General features: G+C 66.7%; 19 protein-coding genes. 12 read left to right on the forward strand and 7 right to left on the reverse strand.

Going from position 1 to position 21,433, the window contains the following annotated elements; all coding sequences use genetic code 11:
- Nucleotides 1-86: 86 nt before the first annotated feature.
- Complete coding sequence (locus tag ACVBEQ_RS11770) at nucleotides 87-857, forward strand: flavin reductase family protein (RefSeq protein WP_447153275.1); 771 nt, start codon at nucleotides 87-89, stop codon at nucleotides 855-857.
- Nucleotides 858-890: 33 nt separating this feature from the next.
- On the opposite strand, the gene ACVBEQ_RS11775 is transcribed toward ACVBEQ_RS11770, so the two are convergent.
- Nucleotides 891-3,296, reverse strand: a complete 2,406-nt coding sequence (locus ACVBEQ_RS11775; RefSeq protein ID WP_447153276.1) for a bifunctional lysylphosphatidylglycerol flippase/synthetase MprF — start codon at nucleotides 3,294-3,296, stop codon at nucleotides 891-893.
- A gap of 41 nt (nucleotides 3,297-3,337) precedes the next feature.
- On the opposite strand from ACVBEQ_RS11775, the gene ACVBEQ_RS11780 reads away from it, so the two are divergent.
- Both ACVBEQ_RS11780 and ACVBEQ_RS11785 read left to right on the forward strand, forming a co-directional pair.
- Nucleotides 3,338-3,505, forward strand: a complete 168-nt coding sequence (locus ACVBEQ_RS11780; protein WP_447153277.1) for a hypothetical protein — start codon at nucleotides 3,338-3,340, stop codon at nucleotides 3,503-3,505.
- A gap of 560 nt (nucleotides 3,506-4,065) precedes the next feature.
- Nucleotides 4,066-5,634: a M28 family metallopeptidase gene (locus ACVBEQ_RS11785; RefSeq protein WP_473163174.1), complete on the forward strand. Its 1,569-nt coding sequence runs from the start codon at nucleotides 4,066-4,068 to the stop codon at nucleotides 5,632-5,634.
- A gap of 58 nt (nucleotides 5,635-5,692) precedes the next feature.
- Here ACVBEQ_RS11785 and ACVBEQ_RS11790 read toward each other — a convergent pair whose 3' ends face one another.
- Complete coding sequence (locus ACVBEQ_RS11790) at nucleotides 5,693-7,999, reverse strand: ExeM/NucH family extracellular endonuclease (protein ID WP_447153279.1); 2,307 nt, start codon at nucleotides 7,997-7,999, stop codon at nucleotides 5,693-5,695.
- A gap of 194 nt (nucleotides 8,000-8,193) precedes the next feature.
- Here ACVBEQ_RS11790 and ppk2 point away from each other — a divergent pair, with 194 nt between their 5' ends.
- The 7 genes from ppk2 (at nucleotide 8,194) to ACVBEQ_RS11825 (ending at nucleotide 14,688) form a co-directional block, all read left to right on the forward strand.
- Nucleotides 8,194-9,093, forward strand: coding sequence for a polyphosphate kinase 2 (gene ppk2, locus ACVBEQ_RS11795; protein ID WP_447153280.1), 900 nt, complete (start codon nucleotides 8,194-8,196; stop codon nucleotides 9,091-9,093).
- 104 nt (nucleotides 9,094-9,197) lie between these two features.
- Nucleotides 9,198-9,380 (forward strand): hypothetical protein, encoded by a 183-nt coding sequence (locus ACVBEQ_RS11800; RefSeq protein ID WP_447153281.1) that lies wholly within the window; start codon nucleotides 9,198-9,200, stop codon nucleotides 9,378-9,380.
- Between the two features lie 133 nt (nucleotides 9,381-9,513).
- Nucleotides 9,514-10,296: a VOC family protein gene (locus ACVBEQ_RS11805; protein ID WP_447153282.1), complete on the forward strand. Its 783-nt coding sequence runs from the start codon at nucleotides 9,514-9,516 to the stop codon at nucleotides 10,294-10,296.
- A 31-nt stretch (nucleotides 10,297-10,327) separates the two neighbouring features.
- Entirely contained in the window at nucleotides 10,328-11,101 is a 774-nt protein-coding gene (locus tag ACVBEQ_RS11810) for a phosphatase PAP2 family protein (protein WP_447153283.1), read from the forward strand.
- Nucleotides 11,098-12,003: a phosphatase PAP2 family protein gene (locus ACVBEQ_RS11815; RefSeq protein ID WP_447153284.1), complete on the forward strand. Its 906-nt coding sequence runs from the start codon at nucleotides 11,098-11,100 to the stop codon at nucleotides 12,001-12,003. Before ACVBEQ_RS11810 ends, ACVBEQ_RS11815 begins: the two co-directional genes overlap by 4 nt.
- 65 nt (nucleotides 12,004-12,068) lie before the next feature.
- Entirely contained in the window at nucleotides 12,069-14,000 is a 1,932-nt protein-coding gene (gene htpG, locus ACVBEQ_RS11820; RefSeq protein WP_447153285.1) for a molecular chaperone HtpG, read from the forward strand.
- A gap of 43 nt (nucleotides 14,001-14,043) precedes the next feature.
- Nucleotides 14,044-14,688, forward strand: a complete 645-nt coding sequence (locus ACVBEQ_RS11825) for a transcriptional regulator (protein WP_447153286.1) — start codon at nucleotides 14,044-14,046, stop codon at nucleotides 14,686-14,688.
- Between the two features lie 212 nt (nucleotides 14,689-14,900).
- Here the strand turns inward: ACVBEQ_RS11825 and ACVBEQ_RS11830 are convergent, their stop codons facing one another.
- The 3 genes from ACVBEQ_RS11830 to ACVBEQ_RS11840 all read right to left on the reverse strand — a co-directional run bounded on the left by ACVBEQ_RS11830 (nucleotide 14,901) and on the right by ACVBEQ_RS11840 (nucleotide 17,819).
- Nucleotides 14,901-16,136: a vanadium-dependent haloperoxidase gene (locus ACVBEQ_RS11830; RefSeq protein ID WP_447153287.1), complete on the reverse strand. Its 1,236-nt coding sequence runs from the start codon at nucleotides 16,134-16,136 to the stop codon at nucleotides 14,901-14,903.
- Between the two features lie 354 nt (nucleotides 16,137-16,490).
- Nucleotides 16,491-17,123: a maleylpyruvate isomerase family mycothiol-dependent enzyme gene (locus tag ACVBEQ_RS11835; RefSeq protein ID WP_447153288.1), complete on the reverse strand. Its 633-nt coding sequence runs from the start codon at nucleotides 17,121-17,123 to the stop codon at nucleotides 16,491-16,493.
- A 117-nt stretch (nucleotides 17,124-17,240) separates the two neighbouring features.
- Complete coding sequence (locus ACVBEQ_RS11840; protein ID WP_447153397.1) at nucleotides 17,241-17,819, reverse strand: dienelactone hydrolase family protein; 579 nt, start codon at nucleotides 17,817-17,819, stop codon at nucleotides 17,241-17,243.
- A gap of 154 nt (nucleotides 17,820-17,973) precedes the next feature.
- On the opposite strand from ACVBEQ_RS11840, the gene ACVBEQ_RS11845 reads away from it, so the two are divergent.
- Nucleotides 17,974-18,435, forward strand: coding sequence for a Crp/Fnr family transcriptional regulator (locus tag ACVBEQ_RS11845; RefSeq protein ID WP_447153289.1), 462 nt, complete (start codon nucleotides 17,974-17,976; stop codon nucleotides 18,433-18,435).
- A gap of 29 nt (nucleotides 18,436-18,464) precedes the next feature.
- Here the strand turns inward: ACVBEQ_RS11845 and ACVBEQ_RS11850 are convergent, their stop codons facing one another.
- Complete coding sequence (locus ACVBEQ_RS11850; RefSeq protein ID WP_447153290.1) at nucleotides 18,465-18,821, reverse strand: hypothetical protein; 357 nt, start codon at nucleotides 18,819-18,821, stop codon at nucleotides 18,465-18,467.
- A gap of 125 nt (nucleotides 18,822-18,946) precedes the next feature.
- Here ACVBEQ_RS11850 and ACVBEQ_RS11855 point away from each other — a divergent pair, with 125 nt between their 5' ends.
- On the forward strand, nucleotides 18,947-20,392 hold the full coding sequence (locus ACVBEQ_RS11855) for an MFS transporter (RefSeq protein WP_447153291.1): 1,446 nt from the start codon (nucleotides 18,947-18,949) through the stop codon (nucleotides 20,390-20,392).
- A 372-nt stretch (nucleotides 20,393-20,764) separates the two neighbouring features.
- Here ACVBEQ_RS11855 and ACVBEQ_RS11860 read toward each other — a convergent pair whose 3' ends face one another.
- A complete protein-coding gene (locus ACVBEQ_RS11860; RefSeq protein WP_447153292.1) occupies nucleotides 20,765-21,406 on the reverse strand; it encodes a TetR/AcrR family transcriptional regulator in 642 nt (213 codons plus the stop codon).
- Between the last annotated feature and the right edge of the window lie 27 nt (nucleotides 21,407-21,433).

Consider the following 21,433-nt stretch of genomic DNA (forward strand, 5'->3'; position numbering starts at 1 on the left):
TAAGCTATTAAGCGCCCGGTTCATCGAGCACGAATCGATTGGGGAGCGCCCTGGTTCACGAGCTGCGGACCGGCTCACGAATCGACATGGCAGCGCCGCGAGGGTCTTTCGTTCTCAGGGAGGGTGACGGACCGGTTGTGCTCCTGTCCGCCGGGATCGGCGCCACACCGGTCCTGGCGATGCTGCATGCGTTGGCCGCTGGGCACACGACCCGTGAGGTGTGGTGGCTGCACGGCGCACGCAACAGCCGAACCCATCCCTTCGCCGCCGAGGTGCGCTCGCTGCTCGGCGGGCTCTCGCGGGTTCATCACGAGATCTGGTACAGCGCATCTCTTCCCGACGACCGCATGGGCGTCGACTACACCCGGCTTGGACGGTTGGACGCCGATGCGCTGCGCCGCCTGCATCTCCCGGCGGATGCGGACGCCTATGTCTGCGGGCCCGCGCATTTCATGCAGAGCACCCGAGAGTCGTTGACGGAGATCGGCGTGGCGCCGACCCGGATCTCGACAGAGGTGTTCGGTGCGACCGCCCCGATCAACCCCGGGGTCGTCGCGGAAGGCACCGTCCCGCCGCACCCACCTGCGGGGCCGCCCGGTCACGGACCTGAGGTCGCGTTCGCTCGCAGCGGCCTCCGGGTGCCGTGGGGCGATGGGTCGACAAGCCTGCTCGAGCTCGCCGAAGCGTGTGACGTGCCGACCCGGTGGTCATGCCGCACCGGCATCTGCCACACCTGCGAGACCGGCCTGCTGTCCGGATCAGTCACCCATGACCCGCCGCCGATCGACCCGCCCGCGTCCGGCAACGTCCTGATCTGCTGCGCCGTGCCCCGGGAGCCTGTCGTTCTCGACCTCTGAGTCGTCGACAGCTCGCAGCCTCGCCTAGACCGCTCAGTGCTTGACCACCGCCAACATGTCCCTGACTCCTGCTGTCGGCAGGTAGGCCCGGGTGATCCCGATGCCGATCCGCGGGAGGTCACCTTCGTCACGGAACACCATGTACATGGGCGAGAGCCGGGGCTGGAACTTGCTCTTGAAGGCGTGCAGCGAGCGGAAGCCGTACACCGGCTCGAGACTGTCGCCGAGCGTGTCGAGAAACCGTTCGACGACAGTCTCGCCGGCCGGGTCCGCGTCCGACTTGGCCAGTGGCGCGCCCGAGAGCGAGACGAACTGCGCACCCTGCTCCTTGAAGTACAGGCACGACGACGCGATCAGGAATTCCATCGTCGCTCGGAAGCCACCGTCCGCCCTGCGCATGAGATCCAGCGTCCAGCCGGCCACCTCACCGTTGCCGCCGTACACCGGCATCCACGACGTCACGCCGTGCAGGGTGCCGTCGTCGCCGACGGCAAGGCCCACCTGCACTTCCCGGTCCAGCGCCTCGGTCACACCGCCGAGGGTGAAGCCCATTTCAGGCAGCTCCTTGTCGCCGAGCCATTCCTGCGAAAGGTGCTCCACCTGCCGGACGAGCGCCCAGGACTCGTCGGCGAGCGTCACCATCCGGAAGGACACACCTTCCTTCGGCGCCTTGTTCAGGGCAGTCCGGATGTCCTGCCACTTCTTGCCCTTGAACGCGAGTTCGGGAAGATCGATGACGTTGTCCTCCGCCACCTGGACGCTCTGCCAGCCGAGCCCGTCGGTGACAGCAGTGGTCACTTCCGTGCAGGAGAAGAAGTACGGGACCATCGCGGCGCTATCGCACAGTGTGATGAAGTCATTGATGGTGGCTGCGGCCGCGCCCGGCGGTCCTATCGGGTCGCCGAGGGCGATGGCGACACCGGCGTGCTTGCGGAAAGCGATGTAGCTCTGCCCATCCGCGGTGATCATGTGCCGGTTCTCGGGCCAGGTCGTCATCCAGGAGATCGTGCTTCCGCCCCAACGGCGCAACAATTCCTTGGCGATGTCGGCGTTCGAGCTGCCGGAGGCCAACCGGCGTTTGCTCCGGCGGGGTACCCGGAACGCGCTGCGCCCCAGGATGAGGACGACCAGGAATGCCAGGTAGAGGACGGCACTGGCGATCAGCTGCGGTATGCCGTCCAATTCGATGTCCGCATCGGGGACAAAGGCCGCGATGATCGCCAGCACGATCACCAGTGCCACCAACAGCATCGGCAGCATCGCCAGGACGACTGCGACCCACCACGCCCACCGGTAGCCCTTCCGTAGCCCATTGGCGATGAACAACGAGACGGCAAGCGTGATGACGAGCCCGTACCAGGCTTCCGGTGCATCGTCGGGCGGTCCGAACGGTGTCAGCCGACCAGGAAGGAAATTGGCCAGCAATTGGACGGCTGCGATCAACAGGACACCAACGGCTGCCAGAAGTCTCAATTCGTGCCGGGTCGGTAGCGCCCGCGCATGCCTGGCGCGGGAACCCGCCAGCCTCGACGAGAACGGCATGCTCAGCGCGACCGCGACGAAGTGTTCGGCGTCCGCCATCTGCCCGATGAAGACGATCGAGAACAGGACGTACGCCCAGATCGCCAAGCGGAGCCGGAGACGCCACGGTGGCCGCACGGTCGCGCTGGCCACGCTGAGCGCAGCCATCATGCCGGCCGAGAAACCGACGTCTGTCTCGGTCGCTCGCTGTATTACCCAATCCCACTCCGAATCGCGGAAGATCAGGAAAACCAGCGCCGTGACGAGGACGGCCAAAATCTGGTAGCCGACGCAGATGATGACCGTGCGTTTGGTGCCGAGCACCCACTCCGAGAAGCCGGTCAGAATGGCAAAGGCGCCGGCCACGAACAAGTAATAGAAGGGGTTGAGAGCGAAGAAGGCGCCCCAGATCAGCGTGAGCCAACGCCCGTCCTCGAAGGCAGGCAGGCCGTACGCGACGTCGGCGTACCAGGACTTGTCCTCGATGCTTTCCCACAGCGTGCCGAGGACGACTGCGAGCAGCAACGTCACCACGACGTAGAAGGTGGTGAACGGCAGTCGCTTGACGAGGTGCAAGAAGGTAGACGGCTTCTTCGGTTCGGCAGGGGGACCAGCAGGTGTCGCCGACGACGCCTTCCGACGGGGCTGCGACGTTGCTGCGTTCGTCTCGGCCGGGGTCGTCGTGGGGGCGTCCGTCCTGACTGCGTCTGTCTTCACGCCGGCGTTCTGCGCTTGACCGTTGTTGCGCGCCGGTACGGCGTCTGCCGCCGGTGATGATCCGGCGACCGCGGACTTCTCGGGATCACCGGGGGGCGGCCCCGCCGGGAGCGAAGACCCATCGACGTCAGCCACGGCTGCCTCCAGTTCACCACTCGCCATCGAGGTCGCCGATTCGACAGCCGCGGATGTCGTCGTCATGCCCGCGCCTGAAAGACCCCGATCGTGAGTTTAGGTGGATCTTGACCGCTGCCACCCAAAGCGGACACGCTGCTTTTCCGTCTCGACATCTTCAACTCCCCGCGCTCACCATCGCCGCGGTCGCCAATGAGTCGACGAACTTCACCACGCCGACGTCCACCTTCACCTGCGGCGTCATCAAGGAGCTCTACCCCGACCAGTTCGTTTGAGCAGTCTCCGGCGCTGCGATTCGAGGTAGCGGGCCGCGCGACGCTGGCCTCCGCGGGTCGAGATCGCTGCCTGCAACGCCTCCATGGCGCTCGTCAGGGCCGCCGGGTTGGGAGACCAACCCCGTCGCTCGCACTCGCCGAGCCAGTCGATCGGCGTCGTGTGCCCTCGTTGCCCGTTGCACCGGCGGCAGGCGGCAGGCGGCCACTTCGTTCTCGACCCATGACGGCCCACCCTTGACCCTCGGCACGAGGTGATCTGTCGTCGGCACAACCAGGCCACCGAACGACCGCCCGCACCAGACGCACCGGGCCCCGTCCCGCGCGAGCACCGCCACCAGGCGTTCGGACCGATCGGGGTGCCGGCTCGGTCGGTCATCGGTCACCTGTCCATGGTGCCGGGCGTCCCATCAGAGCCGCTGGCTCCCTCTGGCCTGACAGGCAACCGCCGCTTACAGTGACCCAGGTCACAGGCTGCCCGGTACCGGCCGGACGAACAGCCCCACCGACAAGGAGTCCACTGCATGCTCGTGCCAAAGAGAACGCGACTACTCGGATCAGCGGTGCCAGTCATTGCCGCCGGGGTGCTTCTCACCACGCTGGTTCCCTCCACGGCCGCCGCGGCGCCGGGAAATGCCTGCGAGAACCGGAACAACAACACGTACGCCAAGCTCCTCGAGTGCGTCACGCTCGACGGCGTCCGGAGCCATCAACTGCAGTTCCAGAAGATCGCGGACAACAACGACGACGAGTTCTACCCGGGCACCCGCGCGGCTGGGACCGAGGGCTACGCGCAAAGTGTCGACTACGTCGCCACTCTGCTCGAGGACGCCGGATACAACGTGACGCTGGATCCGTTCGAGTTCAGGTTCAACTTCCCGGTGACCTTGGAGCAGCTGACCCCGGTGAGTGCGGACTATCCATCTGGCGCCTTCACCGGCAGCGGCAGCGGCGATGTCACCGGCAACGTCATCCCCGTTGATCTCAACTTGACACCTCCCTACACACCGGTGACCAGCGGCTGCGAGGCCGCGGACTTCGCCGGCCTCAACTTCTCAGGACCCAACGACATTGCGCTCGTCCAGCGCGGGACCTGCAACTTCTCAGTCAAGGCGGCGAACGCGCAGGCGGCCGGCGCCGAGGCGGTGATCATCTTCAACCAGGGCAGCGATCCCACTCGGACGGATTTGATCATCGGCACGCTGGCCCCGCTGCTACTTGACATTCCCGTAGTCGGTGCCAGTTTTGCGCAGGGCGTCGCACTTGCCCAGCCGGGTTCGACCGCTCGGGTCAATGCCCTGTTCGAAACCCGCACCGACTACAACGTCATCGCCGAACTCCCCGGCGTCGACCGGAACAACGTGGTGATGTCCGGCGCACACCTGGACAGCGTGACCGAAGGTCCCGGCATTCAGGACAATGGATCCGGTTCCGCCGCGATCCTCGAAACCGCGTTGAAGATGAGCAAGCTGAAGCCGCAGAACACCGTGCGCTTCGGCTGGTGGGGCGCGGAGGAAGAGGGGCTGGTCGGGTCCACCGCTTACGTCGAGGGCCTGTCCCAGGCGGAGCGGGACCGGATCGCCATCTACATGAATTACGACATGATCGGTTCCCCGAACTACTTCTTCGGCGTCTATGACGCAGATGAGTCCAGCTCCGACGCCCCTGTGGTGGTGCCGCCGGGGTCCACGGCGATCGAGGATCTGTACGAGTCGTACTACACGAAGATCGGCGAACCGTACGACGACACCGAGTTCTCCGGCCGCAGTGATTACCAGGCCTTCATCTTGGCGGGGATTGCGTCCGGCGGCCTCTTTACCGGTGCGGAAGTAGTCAAAACACCTGAGCAGCAGGCCATCTGGGGCGGAACGGCGGGCGAGCAGTTCGACCCCTGCTACCACCTGGCGTGCGACGACTACGACAACATCAGCCTGAAGGCGCTCGAGGTCAACAGTGACCTCGTCGCATTCGCGCAGCTGACGTACGCCTATTCGACGGAGTCCGTCAACGGCGTTCCGGGCAAGAAGGTGCCCGGACCGGCATTCACGCTGCCGGCCCCGGCCGGACCCGAAGGCACCTTCGCCGCAGAGGGCGGCGGCGCGGGTCCGCACGTCCCTCACCCCTCGGCATAGTGACAGAGGGCGGTCCGGCCGTGATCGGCCGGACCGCCCCTTCAGTTCACAACGTTAATCAGCGCTTGCCCGGAGTCCGCGCCACCCCGATCAGCACCGGATCATGATCCGACGACCGGTACGGATCGGGCTCGTAGAACCCGGGCGGGTTGAATTCGGTGTTGTAATCCAGGAACAGCGCCTCGTCGGCATTGATGTGCCAGATGTCGACACCCGTGATCCGGCGGGCCAACTGCCGGGTCACCAGCGCCTGGTCGAGGTAGCCGGCCTGACCTTCGAAAACATAGGAGTAGCGGTCTTTCTCGGCCAACCGGGACTCGATCAGATCGACGAAGCCGACAGACCTGAGCACATCGATCGGGTCTTCGTCACCGTAGGAGTTGAGGTCGCCGACCACCATGACGTCGGGACCGTCGAGCGTCCTGGTGAAACGGGCGAGCGCCGTTGCCTGCGCCACCCGATCCGCGTTGAAACAGCCCTGGCCGTCACCTCGATCGGCATTCGGCCCCGTCGGCTCGGGACTGCCGCAGCTCTTGGACTTGAAGTGGTTCACGACCACCCAGAACGGCCTGCCCCCGCTGGCCGGCCGGAATCGCTGGGCGAGCGGGTACCGCGCGTTCGCGAACGCTTCGTCGGTCGTCGTGCGTGCGCGGCCCATCGGGACGACCCGCGCCGGCTGGTAGATCATCGCGACCTTGATGGCGTCGGTCCCGAAGAGACCTCTGCCCGGTTCCTCGATGGTGGCGTACCGGCGCTTGCCGGCATCCCTGTTCAAGGCTGACACCAGGTCATCGACGGCCTGGTCGTCCTTGTCGTTCTCGATCTCCATCAACCCGACGACGTCGGCGTCCAATGTGCTGATCGCCGCGACGATCTTGGCCCGCTGCCGCTCGAACTCCAGCGCACTGTCCGCGCCGCGCGGATCGTCGCCGGTGTCGGTCACCGCGCCGGGGACGTCGATGGTGGTGAAGTAATTGAGCACGTTGAAGCTGGCGACCTTGGCTGCTCCGCCTACAAAATCGGGTGCGGCCGGCCGGGGGTTGGTGCGGGTGACGACCGGGTCGGCGGTCGGCTGCAGGCGGTAGAGGTCGATCCCGTAGCTCAGTACGCCGACCACTCCCGTGAGGGTGTCGCCGAGCCGGATCACCTCTCCGTCGACGTCGGTGAATGGCACCTCAGCGGGGTTCTGCACCGAGCTTCCGTCGTCGATCACCAGGCGGCGGGCCTCGTTGGCCGCCTGCTCCGCAGCGTCGTCGGCGGTTCCACCGTTCGTCGGCTGGAACAGCCTGCCACCCGCGGAGACCACCAACTCGCCGAACCTGGCGAGGGTGAACGACTCCGTTGCCGTGACCGGCTCCGCCAGCGAGACCAGCATGCCCTCCAGCCGCTCACGGGCGTCCGGCCCGGCGGGCAGCGAGAGTGCTACTGGCGACGGAACCGCTGCGTCACCACAATCTCCCATCGAGGTCACCGCGGAGATCTGGGTCAGGCCGAAGTACTCATCGACGGTCCCGGACACCCGCACCACATCGCCGGGCGAGAGCGCCGGGCCGGCCGGCGCGAAAACGAAGATGCCGTCAGAGGTGGCGGGGTCTCCGTCCGAGTCCTGCAGGAAGACACCGCCCAGCTGGCCGGCACCCTGGAAATCACCGACCACGACGCCTTCGACGGTGACGGCGTCATCGTCGAGCGAGCTCACCGATCCCGAGCCCTGCACCCCGCCGATCTGGTGCGTCACCGCAACAGCGCAGGGATCGACCGGCGGCTCGGCCTCGCCGAACGTCTGCCCGGGATTCACCGACCCGAAGGAGCCCGTCGCCGGTGCGGTCCAGCTGAAGTCCCCGTAGGTGAGGCCCGTGCCGGTCAGTGCGACGGAGAACCCGACGGGAGTCGTCGTCAGTTCGGCAGCCCCGATGCCGGTGCTGGTCAACCCGTCCGCCGGGCCACCCGACGCTGTGAACTGACCTTCGTAGGACAGGAACTGCACGACGCCGGACGAGGCGTCGACCAGCGCCACCCCGTCCGGTTCCCCGTTCTGGATCCCGTTGGACGGATAACCGAAGCTCAGCACGCCGAAGCCGTCCAGCTGGTCCGGGATCACTCCGCTCAGCGGCTGGGTGTTGTAGGGCGCGCCGCCGTTGCCGTTGTAGAGCACGAGCGACCACCCGGCCAGGTCGGTCCCTGCGGGCCCGGCCACCTCGATGGCCTCTCCGACGTCCGTGCCGTCGTTGTCGTAGTGGATCTCGTTGACGAACACCACCCCGTCGGCCGGTGCGACGGCAGCGACCGGTGATCCGCTGACCACCACCAACCCGGCCGTCAGAGCTGCCACCGTTGCCGCTGCGAGTGGACGTCGTCGTCGCATCCAGTGCTCCATATCCGAATTGGCAATCGGCGAGATCCCGCCTGGCGCCGAGCATGTCACGGCAGAGCAGATCAAGGAACAACTCCGCGTGAACCGCTGGTAACGGTGGGTAGGTCACGGCCCGCTTGCCGCATTTGCCCGCCGTTCATGGTCAAAACCACCCGAGGAGGGCCGGTGGGTCGATACTGTTGTTCGTGCTGATCCGCGAGAACTTCCGTGAATACCTTGATCACCTGCTGCACGACGGCTACTCGGTGCGGCACGACGAGCACGGCTCGGACCCCGACCTGATCGACCCTGGCGGCAACCCGATCGAGACGTGGCGGGAGAGCTACCCGTACGACGACCGGCTGGACCGCGAGGCCTACGAGTCCGAGAAATACCAGCTGCAGATCGAACTGCTCAAGTTCCAGTACTGGGTCCAGGACACCGGCAGCAAGCACGTCCTGGTGTTCGAGGGACGGGACGCGGCCGGCAAGGGCGGCACCATCAAGCGGTTCATGGAGCACCTCAACCCGCGGGCCGCGCGAGTGGTCGCGCTGAACAAGCCAACCGAAACTGAACTGGGCCAGTGGTACTTCCACCGCTACATCCAGCACCTGCCCACCGCGGGCGAGATCGTGCTGTTCGACAGGTCCTGGTATAACCGGGCTGGTGTCGAGCGGGTGATGGGTTTCTGCACCGATCGGGAGTACGAGATATTTCTGCGGCAGGCACCGATGTTCGAGGAAATGCTCATCGAGAGCGGCTTCTCGCTGACCAAGCTGTGGTTCTCGGTGACCCAGTCCGAACAGCGCACCCGATTCGCGATCCGGCAGATCGACCCCGTCCGGCGCTGGAAGCTCTCGCCGATGGACATCGAATCGCTCGACCGGTGGGACAAGTACACGGCCGCCAAGGAAGCGATGATCCTCAACACCGACACCGATCACGCGCCGTGGACCTCGATCAAGAGCAACGACAAGAAGCGCGCCAGGATCAACGCGATGCGCTTCTTCCTGCACCAGTTCGACTACGAGGACAAGGACACCTCGGTCGTCTACGCCCCGGACCCGCTGATCGTGCTGCGCGGCCGGGAAAGCGTCCAGGACTGACAGCACGAGCATGTGTCGGGGTTCACGGAGTCGCAACGTGCCCCCGCCGGCGACGTCCTTCTCTGTGGGTCGATCTGTCGACCCGCAGAAACCGAAGGGCACGAATGACATCCCGCAAGAAGCTGACCACCAGGCCACGCCATGCCTCTGACGACTCCGCCGACGCCACCCAGCTGATCAGGCTCGGCGCACCGACCGCCTGCCCGACCTGCGGTTCCCACACCCGGCCGGCGCAGACCCCCGATGGCTGGGTCTGCCTGAACGCCTCCTGCATCTGGTCCCAGTAGCGGGTTCGATACGCCGTTTGCGCGGCCGCCGCATCTGTGGACGGCGCCGCGCAACTGCGCCAGGATGGGCACGCCCGCGGCGCGGTGGGCCAGCGGCCCCCGTCCGATCCAGCACCGTCTCGGAGGTCTGCTGATGCCTCTTCGTTCAGAACCATGGCCGGCCGGTACGCCGTGTTGGGTGGACATGGGTTCGCCCGATGTGGCGGCGTCCTCGAAGTTCTACGGCGGGGTGCTCGGATGGTCGTTCGTCGATACCGGTGAGCAGTTCGGGCACTACACGCTCTGCCAGGTGAACGGTCGTTCGGCCGCGGCGATCGGCCCGAAGCAGGATCCCAGCCAGCCGACGGTCTGGACGGTCTACATCGCCAGCGACGATGTCGACGCGACCGCGGCGGCCATCAGGGCCAACGGCGGCATGGTGCTGGTGGACCCGTTCGACATCCCGGGCACCGGCCGGATGACGGTGGGCATGGACCCGGCAGGGGCGGCGTTCGGCGTCTGGCAGGCCGGCGGCATGGTCGGCGCGGAGATCTACAACGAGCCCGGCGCGATGACGTGGGAGGACGCCCGGCTGACCGATACGGCAGCCGCCCGCGACTTCTACGCCGCCGTCTTCGGCTACCGATACCAGGTGATGGAAGGTGCCCCGGGTGGGGACTACACGATGTTCGACATCGGTGGAGACCCGTTGGGCGGCATCGGCGGCATGATGGGCGCGCCGCCCGGAACACCCTCGCACTGGCTCGTCTACTTCGCCGTCGGCGATGTCGATGCTGCCGTTGCCACCGCCACCGGCACGGGCGGCACCCTGCTGGCCGAACCGATGGACACCCAGTTCGGCCGGATGGCGTTCCTGACCGACCCGGACGGGGCACCGTTCGCGTTGGCCGGACCCGCGCCCGCATCGTCGCGCTAGCCGAAACCGCCGTGCCCGCGACCGTTTGAACATGGTCGCCGCGCGGAACCGCATCGTCATGAGTGCGCCGCGGAAGGCTCCCGGACAGGAGACCGCCGCGCATCCGACGCTGCTGACCTGGTGTGCGGTGCGCCGGGCCGGTCTCCTGCTGGTGCTCGCGTTTGCCGGGCTGACAGCGATCTGGACGGGGCTGGGCCTGCTCGTCACCGGCCCGCTCGCCGGTGGCCGCCTGGGCACGGTGGATCAGGACGCCGCCCGCTGGCTCGTCGAGCACCGCACCCCGGCGCTCGATCGCTGGTCGGGGTACGGAGCGCTGCCGGCCGAGACAATGGTCAAGGTGGTCGTCACCGCGGTCATCGCCGCTGCCATGTTCGTCGCCTGGCGGTCGTGGCGTGAGCCGGCACTTGTCTGCGTCTCGCTGATCCTGGAGGCGGCGGTGTTCATCACGGTGACCGGCATCGTCGGCCGGCCGCGCCCTGCCGTCAGCCAACTCGACGAGGTATCGGTGGGCACCAGCTTTCCGTCCGGACATGCCGCGGCCGCCGCGGCCTACAGCGCCATCGCGATAGTCGTCTTCGAACGCACCCGGAACGTCTGGATCCGGGCGGTGACGGTGCTGCTGGCGGTGGTCGTGCCGCTGATCGTCGCGGCCTCCCGGATGTATCGCGGGGTGCACTACCTGACCGACGTGGTCGGCGGGATCCTGCTTGGCCTTGCCTGCGTCGCCGCTGTCTACCTGATCATCCGGACCTGTTTCGAGCGGCCGGCGGTGCAACGCAGCAAGGTCGGCACGGGCGCGGAATGACCCTCACCTCCGTCGTCGTCCTGGTGGCGGTGATGGCCGCCGTCGCAGCCTTCCTCTTCTCCGCGATACGCGCGCTGCCGGATCCGATCGACCCCGTCGACGAGGAACGCGCGGTCGTGCGCGAGCTCGGCCGGCACCCGAGGCTGCGGCGGTTCCTCCGTGAGCGATTCGACCGGCGGACCGCGGGCGGTCTGGTCCTGACAGTGTCGCTGGTGGTGGTGTTCGTCGCGGCCGTCGTGGTCGGCCTGCTGCTCGACATGATCGACACCTCCTCCGGTCTCGCGACCCTCGACACCACGATCGCGCGGTGGGGCGCCGCGCATGCCGACTCGACCGCGGTCGACGTCCTGCGGGTGGTGACGTACCTCGGCGACACCGTGGTCGTCCTGCTGGCACTGACCGTGACCGGTGCGCTCGACTTCCTCCGCTACCGCCGGATCGACGTCCTTCTCTTCCTGCTCGCGGTGATCGTCGGCGAGAAACTCATCGTCAACGGGCTCAAGGAGGTCGTCGACCGCGCACGGCCCGACGTCGGCCAGTTGGTGGACTGGGCCGGTCCGTCGTTCCCGTCGGGTCATGCGGCAGCGGCGGCAGCGGCCTGGCCGGCGATCGCGTTGGTGCTGGGCCGAGGCCGATCGCGCCCGGTACGGGCAGCTCTGGCGGCCTGCGCCGCCTTGATCGCGATCGCCGTCGCGGCGAGTCGCGCGTTGCTGGGGGTGCACTGGCTGACCGACATCGTCGCCGGACTGGTCATCGGCTACGGGTGGTTCCTGCTCTGCGCGGTGATGTTCGGCGGTCGTTCGCAGCGCCTCGGCGACCCCCTGACAGCGCGGCCGCGGGGAATCCGTGGCCGTCGCGGTGACAGCCGTGAGGTGACGGGCGGCCTGCCGCCGGACGGGTGATCGCGGCCGGACGACTATGGTTTCCGGTGCACGGTTCTCAGTGGGGTGAAGGGGTGCGGTCAGCTATGTCTACCGAAGCAGCGTCAACAGAAGAGGTCTCCAGCGAGACGATCGAGTTCCAGGCGGAGGCACGTCAGCTGCTGCAGCTGATGATCCACTCGATCTATTCGACGAAGGACGTGTTCCTTCGCGAGTTGATCTCGAACTCTTCCGACGCCCTGGACAAGTTGCGGCTGGCCGCCTACCAGGACAAGGAGCTGGAGGCGGACACCTCCGACCTGCACATCGCCCTGGAGACCGACCCGGCCGAGCGCACCCTGACCGTTCGCGACAACGGCATCGGGATGAGCCGCGACGAGGTCATCGACCTGATCGGCACCATCGCGAAGTCCGGCACCGGCGAGATGCTGGCGAAGCTCCGCCAGGCCCGGGAGTCCGGTGGTGGCTCCGAGCAGGCGACGGCGGAGCTGATCGGGCAGTTCGGTGTCGGCTTCTACTCGAGCTTCATGGTCGCCGACCGCGTGGTGCTGGTGACCCGGAAGGCCGGCGGGCACACCGGTGTGCGGTGGGAGTCCAGCGGGGAAGGCACCTACACGGTGTCCGAGCTGGCGGACGCCCCGCAGGGCACCGCGGTGACGCTGCACCTCAAGCCGGAGGACACCGACGACGCGCTCCACGACTACACCAACCCGTCGACCGTCCGCACCATCGTCAAGCGGTATTCCGACTTCATCACCTGGCCGATCCGGATGGTGCCGGCCGCCAAGGGAGAGGACGACGGCGAGGGCGAACCGGAGGTCGTCAATTCACGGAAGGCACTCTGGGCGCGGCCGCAGAGCGAGGTGTCCGACGAGGAGTACACCGAGTTCTACCACCACGTCAGCCACGACTGGCAGCCGCCGCTGGAGACCATCCGGCTCTCCGCCGAGGGCACGTTCGAGTACCAGGCGCTGCTGTTCCTGCCCAGTCACGCGCCGATGGACCTGTTCATGCGGGACAGCAAGCGCGGGGTGCAGCTGTACGTCAAGCGGGTGTTCATCATGGACGACTGCGAGGCGCTCGTCCCGGAGTACCTGCGGTTCGTCAAGGGCGTCGTCGACGCAAACGACTTGTCGCTGAACATCTCCCGGGAGATCCTGCAGCAGGACCGGCAGATCCAGCTGATCCGCAAGCGGCTGGTGAAGAAGGTGCTGTCGACCGTCAAGACGATGCAGGAGAAGGAACCCGAGAAGTACGCGACGTTCTGGTCGGAACTGGGCCGCGCTGTCAAGGAAGGCTTGCTGTCCGACTTCGACAACCAGCAGGCCATCCTGGAGATCTGCTCCTTCCCCTCGACCCACGATGCGGAGAAGCCCACCACGCTGCGCGAATACGTCGAGCGGATGCCGGAGGGTCAGGCCGCGATCTACTACGCGACCGGCGAATCCCGTTCCTCGCTGGAGAACTCGCCGCACATGGAGGCCTTCCGCGCGAAGGGCTACGAGGTGCTGCTGCTGACCGATCCCGTGGACGAGGTGTGGGTCGACGCCGTCCCGTCGTTCGAGGAGAAGCAGTTCACCTCGATCGCCCGCGGCGAGGTCGATCTCGGTGGTGACGACGTCGACGACGACACCAAGAAGGGCTTCGAGGGTCTCCTCACCTGGATGACATCGACCCTCTCCGACGACGTCAAAGAGGTCAGGCTTTCCCACCGGCTGGTCGATTCCGCCGCCGTTCTCGTCGGCGATCCCGGCGATCTGACTCCGACACTGGAGAAGATGTACCGGGCAATGGGTCAGGAGTTGCCCAAGGTCAAGCGGACGCTGGAACTGAACCCCAAGCACGGCCTGGTGACCGGTCTGCGCTCCGCGCACGAGACCCGGCCCGACGACGCCGCTCTCGCCGACACCGCCCACCTGTTGTACGGGATGGCGTTGCTGGCCGAGGGTGGCGAGCTGGCCGAGCCGGCGTCGTTCGTTGCGCTGCTGTCCAAGCGGCTGGAGAGCACGCTGTCCTGACTCCGGCGGCGGTACTGTGCCTGAGCGACGGTAGCTTTCCCGCATGGCCTTTCACTCATCGGAGGAGTTGCTCGTCCTTCATGCCGTCCGGATCCAGGGCATGACGGACACGGGTGGGATCGCGCGTCGCTTCTCGCTCGACACCGACGCCGTCGAGGAACACCTGCTGGACGACGAGGCGCGGGGCTGGGTGCAGCGAGTCGCCTTTGCGGACCTCAACGGCTGGACCCTCACCCGTGCCGGCCGCGACGAGGGCAGCCGCCTGCTTGCCGAGGAACTGCGGGCGACGGGCGCCCGAGCAACGGTCGAGTCGGCATACGAGTCGTTTCTCCTGCTCAACGGTCGATTGCTGACCCTGATGACGAAATGGCAGATCCGGCCCCGGCCGGGCGAACCGATGGCCGCCAACGACCACAGCGACTGGGCGTGGGACGAGGACGTCCTGAAGAGCCTGACCCACCTCTCGCGTCAACTGCGTCCGATCGGTCACCAGCTGGCAAAGGCGTTGTCCCGGTTCGCCTTCTACTCCGATCGGTTCGAGGCAGCACTCAAGAGGGTCGATCGTGGCGAGCGCCGATGGGTCGACGAGCCGAAGATCGACTCCTGTCACACGGTCTGGTTCGAGCTGCACGAGGATCTGCTCGCGACCCTGGGGCTGGAGCGTGGCGAGGGCGGGGAGTCGCGCTAGATGCAGGGCACCACGAACTGACACCCAGTCCCTGCTGCGCGGCTCTGCATGTCACAGTGCGACCCCCGAACGGTCAGCTGATGATGTAGCCCCCCTCGCGGCTCCGCTCGTGCTCCTGCTTGCAGCGCCGGCACTGCAGGTAGGTGCCGCCATCCGGATGGTGCCGACGCTGCCATCGGTGCAAGCCGATCAGGCATCGGAGATCCTTCATGTCAGTGGCCGAGCTTTCGCAGAACCTTGTCCGCGGTGGCGTGCCCGATCGCGTAGGCGTCGTTCATGGCGGTTCGGAAGTGCAGGCCACCCCAGATCCTGGCGTGGAACGCGTCCCTCTCGATGGAACTGAGATTCTTGTACCGCCGTTCGGTGTCGGTCGAGTACGAGTGCAGCGTCAGCGCGGTCCGCTCGCCCAGCGTGTGCCGGATTGTCTCGATCGCCGGGGCCGTCACGCAGCCGTGCCCGCTGACGTAGTCGGAGTACGGCGGGTTGGCGATCAGCGGCTGCCACGCCGGGTCGGGAACGGTAGCCAAATTGCCGTCACTGCCCGCACCATGAATGGCCTGGAACGGTCGCCAGAACCCGACCTCGTACTTCAGTCGCCAGCAGGTGATCAGCGAGTCCGTCATCGACGAGTGAATGGTGGCGAGGAGGCGAACGGTGTCCATCAGGCCCATCGGCCGGCGATCGAGGTACCGGAGCAGGCCTTCGGTCAACATGATCGCCGAGTTGGAATTGAAGAACTGCGCAGTGTCGGTCTGTCGGTCCGTGCGCGCGGATCCGGTCGCCGCGCCCAGACGCTTCACCTCGTTGTACTGACGGGCGTAGGTCGAGCTGGTCAATGCATCGGGACCATTCACGCCCTTGGCCCTGACGGGGCCCCGCACGACCAGCGGGTCGATGAACCCGAGCCACGGAGCCAACATCGCCCCGCCGGGGGCAGGCTGCCACACACCCGGATCCTCGTCCCGGTCGTACACGATGGAGGGGTCCGGCCCGTCGTCCGCACGACTGAGGATCATCCGCGCGGCGGCCCGCGCGCCGGCAGCTCTGCCGCGTTCCTTGCTGGGTCCGGCAGCAACGGTGCCCAGGCTGACGTCCAGCTGCCCGTCCAATGCCTTTTCGGACTCCGGGAAATAGTGAAGGAGGACATCGTGAGCGGCCACTGCTATCGCCGCCACCCGCGAGCCGTGCTGCCGATCAGCGGCCTGGGCGGCACGGTACATCGCAAGCGACGTGTAGCCCAGGTAGGGGACGCCGATGGCAATCGGGGTCTTCGGAGCGAGTTCCGGATCGCCGTAAATGGTGAGAATTGACGTGCGCTCCCAGTCCTGCACCACCGTTGACGACGCGTGATGTGAATGGGTCGTATCCGCGATGACCGGCGTTACCGGTATCAGCCCCAGAACAGCCACCACAAAGAGGGTGAGGAGCCGCGAATGTGATCGCGTCATCGGTTCTCCTTCGGTCATCTCGAATCCACTGTCATGTGTGCAGAGAAAGGCGCGCTCCCAGGGCCCGAGGACCCTGCTGGCGTGACACTCGGCTCCCACCAACGCAACTCGCGGCCGCGTTCCTTGCCGATCAATTCACCAATTCTTACGAAGGTGTCAGCCCAGTCGGGCGGTGATCTCGCCGCGCATGCACTTTGTGATTGCAGCATGACGATCTTCAACCGAAGGCACCCCCGGGCAGGCCACGGTCTCCGAATGCCGCCGTCCAACGTGGTGGCGGAACCGGATCACACGGCACAATTCGTTAAGAGAAGGATCCACCCGGTGTCAAGTCCTGGACGGCAATACCCGAATTCAGCCGGTCGGCATTGCGGCCTGCAGCGTTCCCACGCCATCGCCGGTCAGATCGGAAAGGGCGACGGATCGGCCGGTCATGGCGAGCACGAGCGACAGGATCGGTCCGCTGACCTCCGGCCCGCTGCCGTGCGACCAGTCCGTGTCGGTGGCCACCAGTTTCACGCCCGCGATGCGGTTCTTGGCACCGATGAGCAGATTCGAATTCTTGTAGAAGTCAGCGGCCTGGCGGGTGGTCGCGACGGGTGGGCTGTAGTCGATGCCGAGGGGTCGCCGGATGTCGGCGCCGTGCACGACCATTTCCCCCACCCAGGAATCGAACGGTCCGGGCGGAGCCGTGGTGTCGTCGACATGCGCCGTGAGCTCCGCCAGCGTCTGCTGCGGCGTACCCGCACTTTCCCGGGCAATGTCCTTCGCCGCCATGGTGTTGAACCGGAACCCGGACGAGGCAAACTTGGCGAAGAATTTGGGCGGCGTCTGCTTGGTCAGCGCGACTACGTGCCCGAGCGCCATGTGGACGGTCCAGTCAGGGCACAGCGAAGTGACCAGCCATTGTTCGTCCGTCAGCAGTTGAAGGTCCCGAATCAGCGATCGGCGCTCGGCATGAATCAGATCCCAGGTGCTGTTCGACATGTCTTCGGATGCTCCTTCGAGGCCGGGACGGCCAACTGCTCGGACCGGACCGTCCGCACACCTCCCAGACGGCCGGGCCACCGCGGAATCGACAGCCCTCCCGAACGGATCGGACGGTCAGGAGACTCGGGACAGGAACTCGAGCACCCGGCGGCTCAGAAGGGCGGCGGCGGGCGGATCGAAGGAGGTCAGCGACGGATCCGTGAACAGATGCTTGTCGCCGCTGTAGAGGAAGAGCTCGGCCTGTTCGGTGCCGGCGACCAACTCCCGTGCGGCGTCCAGGTCTCCCTCACCGGCGAAGAGCGGGTCTGTGTCCATGCCGTGCACCTGAACCGGCACACCCGCCGGCCAGGCCGAACCGAACTCGGACACCGGCAGGCACGCCTGGATGAGCAGCGCCCCCGTCGCGCCGGGCCTGGTCTGGGCAAGCCGCTGGGCGGGCATCACCCCGAGTGAGAATCCCGCGTAGACGAGCGCATCACCCAGCCCTTCCGCCGCTGCTACGCCCCGCTCCATGATCGTTCCGAAGCCGGTTGCCGACGCGTAGCCAACCCCTTCCTCCAGGGTGTCGAAGGTGTGGCCGTCGTAGAGATCCGGCACGTGCACGGTGTGACCCGCCAGGCGGAGTTCATCAGCGAAGGACTCAACGCCGGGCGTCAATCCCTGAGCGTGGTGGTAGAGCAGCACTTCCGCCATCGTCATCTCGCCTTCAACCCGTCGGGGACATCCGCAACACCGTTGCCGATTCCGGCCGTGTGATCAAGAGCAGCGCTGCTTCGATCCGCAAAGTACCCGCCATCCGTGACTTTGGTCCCTTCCCGACCGCGACCACTCACCGAAGACTGGTGACATGCAAACCATCGACCAGTACCTGCCTGAACACCCGTTCTTCCAAGGTCTGGACGCGGACACCACCGACCTGCTGTCCGGCTGCGCGGTCAACGTGCACGCCCGGCCGGGCGAGTTCCTCTTCCGCGAGAACACGCCGGCGGACCACTTCTACGTGATCCGGCGGGGCCGGGTCGCCATCGAGGTGCACACGCCAGCTCGCGGCGTCGAACTCGATGAACTCGCCGACGGGGACGTCGTCGGCTGGTCCTGGATGGTGCCGCCCTACGAGTGGACCTTCGATGCCCGAGCGATCACCGATACCAGCGCGCTCGCCTTCGACGCCGCGTGCCTGCGGGCCAAGTGCGAAGCCGATCCGGTCGTCGGGTACGAGCTGACCAAGCGGTTCGTCACCGTGATGAACCACCGGCTGCAGTCCGCGCGGGTCCGGATGCTGAACCTGCAGGCGGAATTCGTCGACTGAGACCGGTCGTTCGTCGACATACCCGTGTTTCAGGCCGGGTCCACCTCGGCCGCAGCGTTCGTCGCCGCCTCGAGCAGGTGACGTGCACGCCTGCCCAGGTCGCCGAGATCGACCCGGCCGGCGTCGACCGCGGCAGCCAAGCGTTCGGCCAGTTCCAGCGCCTCGTCGATGACGAACGCCTGCGCGGCCCGTTCCTGACCCATGTCCGACAGAATCGTGCGCTCGGTGCGCGACGCGATGACCGGGCTTCCGATGCCCTCCACCCAGACCCGGGTGCGCCGGCCCTCGCCCCGGTCCTCCCCGCGGATCGGCTCGAGGGCGAAGATCTTGTCCGCCCGCGCGTACTTCCCGAAGCCGAGGAACACCATGCGGGACTCGTTGGGCATGCGCCCAGTATCACGCGCAGACCGGCGGCGGCCTTGACCGGCAGAGGGCGTTTGAGCCGCCTGCACCCTGGAAAAACCCACCTGCAGTCGCGAACCAGTCGCGCTGTGCAGGGATGGGAGTTCTCATGGCACGCACCACATCACAAACACCACAATCACCACCGAATCGCCCGACCATCGTGAAGGTCGTTGCCGCGAGCATGGCCGGCACCACCGTCGAGTGGTACGACTTCTTCCTCTACGGGGTGGCCGCCGCCCTCGTCTTTCCGAAGGTCTTCTTCCCGGCCAATGATCCGGCGGTCGGCGTTTTGCTTGCTCTCGGCACCTTCGCCATCGGTTTCATCGCCCGCCCCATCGGCGGCCTGGTCTTCGGGCATTACGGCGACATCCTCGGCCGGAAGAAACTGCTGGTCATCAGCCTGCTGATGATGGGCATCGCCACCTTCCTGATCGGCCTGCTGCCGGGGTACGACACCATCGGGCTGGCCGCGCCGATCATCCTGATCATCCTGCGCCTGGTGCAGGGCTTCGGTTTGGGCGGTGAGTGGGGCGGCGCCGTGCTCATCGTGTCGGAGTACGGCGATCCCGCCCGCCGCGGATATTGGGCGAGTTGGCCGCAGACCGGTGCCCCGCTCGGGCAATTGATGGCCAACGGTCTGCTCGCGCTGCTGGCCCTGGTGCAGAGCGAGGACGCCTTCCTGTCCTGGGGTTGGCGGATCCCGTTCCTGCTGTCCGCGGTCCTGGTGCTGATCGGCCTGTTCATCCGTCTGGCCATCGAGGAGTCGCCGGTGTTCCGGCAGGCACAGGCCAAGACGGAGGCGGCGACCGCAGGCGGCGAGAAGCAGGCCATGCCGATCCTGGAGGTGTTCCGCAAGTACCCGCGCGAGGTCTTCACCGCGATGGGGGCGCGGTTCGCCGAGAACGTCTCGTACTACATCTTCACGGTGGTCATCGTGACCTACCTGACGAAGAATCCGCCGGACCACACCGCCTCGAACTCGTTCGCGCTCAACGCAGTACTGATCGGCGCGGCCGTCCATGCCCTGACAATCCCTGTGTGGGGCGCGATCTCGGACAAACTCGGTCGCCGGCCGGTGTACCTGTTCGGAGCGGTCGGGGTCGGCGTGTGGGCCTTCGTCTTCATCTTCCTGTTGGATACCAACAACTTCGCACTGACGGTGCTCGCGGTGGTCGTCGGACTCCTGTTCCACGGCGCCATGTACGGGCCGCAGGCGGCGTTCCTGTCCGAATTGTTCGGCACCAAGGTGCGGTACTCGGGAGTCTCTGTCGGCTACCAACTGGCGTCGATCGCCGCCGGCGGGCTGGCCCCGCTGATCGCCGTGGCGCTGTACACCGGCTTCGGAAACGGCTACCCGGTCGCCGTCTACGTGGCCGTGTCAGCCGTGATCACCGTCGTGGCCGTCGGCTCGTACTCGGAGACCCGTGACCGAGATCTGGCGTCCGATCCGGCGTTCGACCGCGGGGCGGACACCGGCGTGCGCGGATCGACGTCCGCGCCGGGCTCCTCCACCTCGAACCCCTCAACCTCGAATTCCCCTGGGCGCCGTTAGTCCGCGATCAGTCTCTGCACCACCGGCCCCGGCCGCACTTGTCGTGCGGTCGGGGCCGACCGATGTGTGCGTCCCGCGCGGCCCGCTCGTGACAGTCGCCTGCGCCCCGGTTGACACCTGTCATGCCCGAACGGTGTTCCCGGACACTGCCGCCACCGGTGTGCGCGAGACCACACTTCTTGCAACGGAAAGCGTGCGCAATGTTTCCGTCCGATGCCTCCCTGTCCGAGATACCGCAAGGGGGCGGAGCGGAAGCCCGTGAGCGTGCTCTGGTCTCTGCGCCCGAGCTGTCATGGGCGCTGCCGGAGGCCAACCGCCTCGGGGACCGAACTGGTCCGACACGGGTAGGAAGGTGGCGAATGGATCGGGGTGTCAGGGCGTCTCGCCCAGCAGGCTCCGGGTGAGCAGCGTCGCCGTGATGCGCCGCCACTGTTCCGGCGTCCACCCGAGCGTGCGCGTGGCGACCATGTAGTTCTCTGCACTGCTGATCAGGAAGGCGACATCGGCGGCGTCCTCGACGGCGAGCCCGGGGCGGAGCGCAGCGCGGTCGAGGAGCACGTCAGCCAGCGCGCGGAACGCGGTCCGACGCTGGCCCTCGTTGACATCCCACTGTGCGGCGAGATCGGCGTCGGTGCCGACAGTCCCGCGGATGACGGCCAGCAGCGGCGCCACCCGCTGCATGATCTCGAGGCCGCCGATCGTCCACAGGTCGATCACCCTGACCGGGTCGGGCTCGGCGGTCAGCGCCTGGAGCCACGGCCGGTCCAGCAGCGCGACAGGCTCGTCGTCGCCGACAGCCGCCACGTCCAGCGCCTCCTTGAGCAGCGTCGCCTTGTTCCCGAAGTGGAAGTAGACCGTCTGTACGGCTACGTCCGAGCGCGCCGCCACCTGGTCGAGAGTCGTTGCGCCGTAGCCCTGATCGAGGAACAGGTCCGCAGCCGCGGCCACAATCCGCCTCTTCGTCAGCCTGCTTTTCTCCACCCGGCTGGTTTTGTTCTTGACAGCATCACTCACTCGCTAGAGACTACTCTAGTGACTCGC

It is taken from the genome of Nakamurella sp. GG22 (assembly GCF_052976845.2).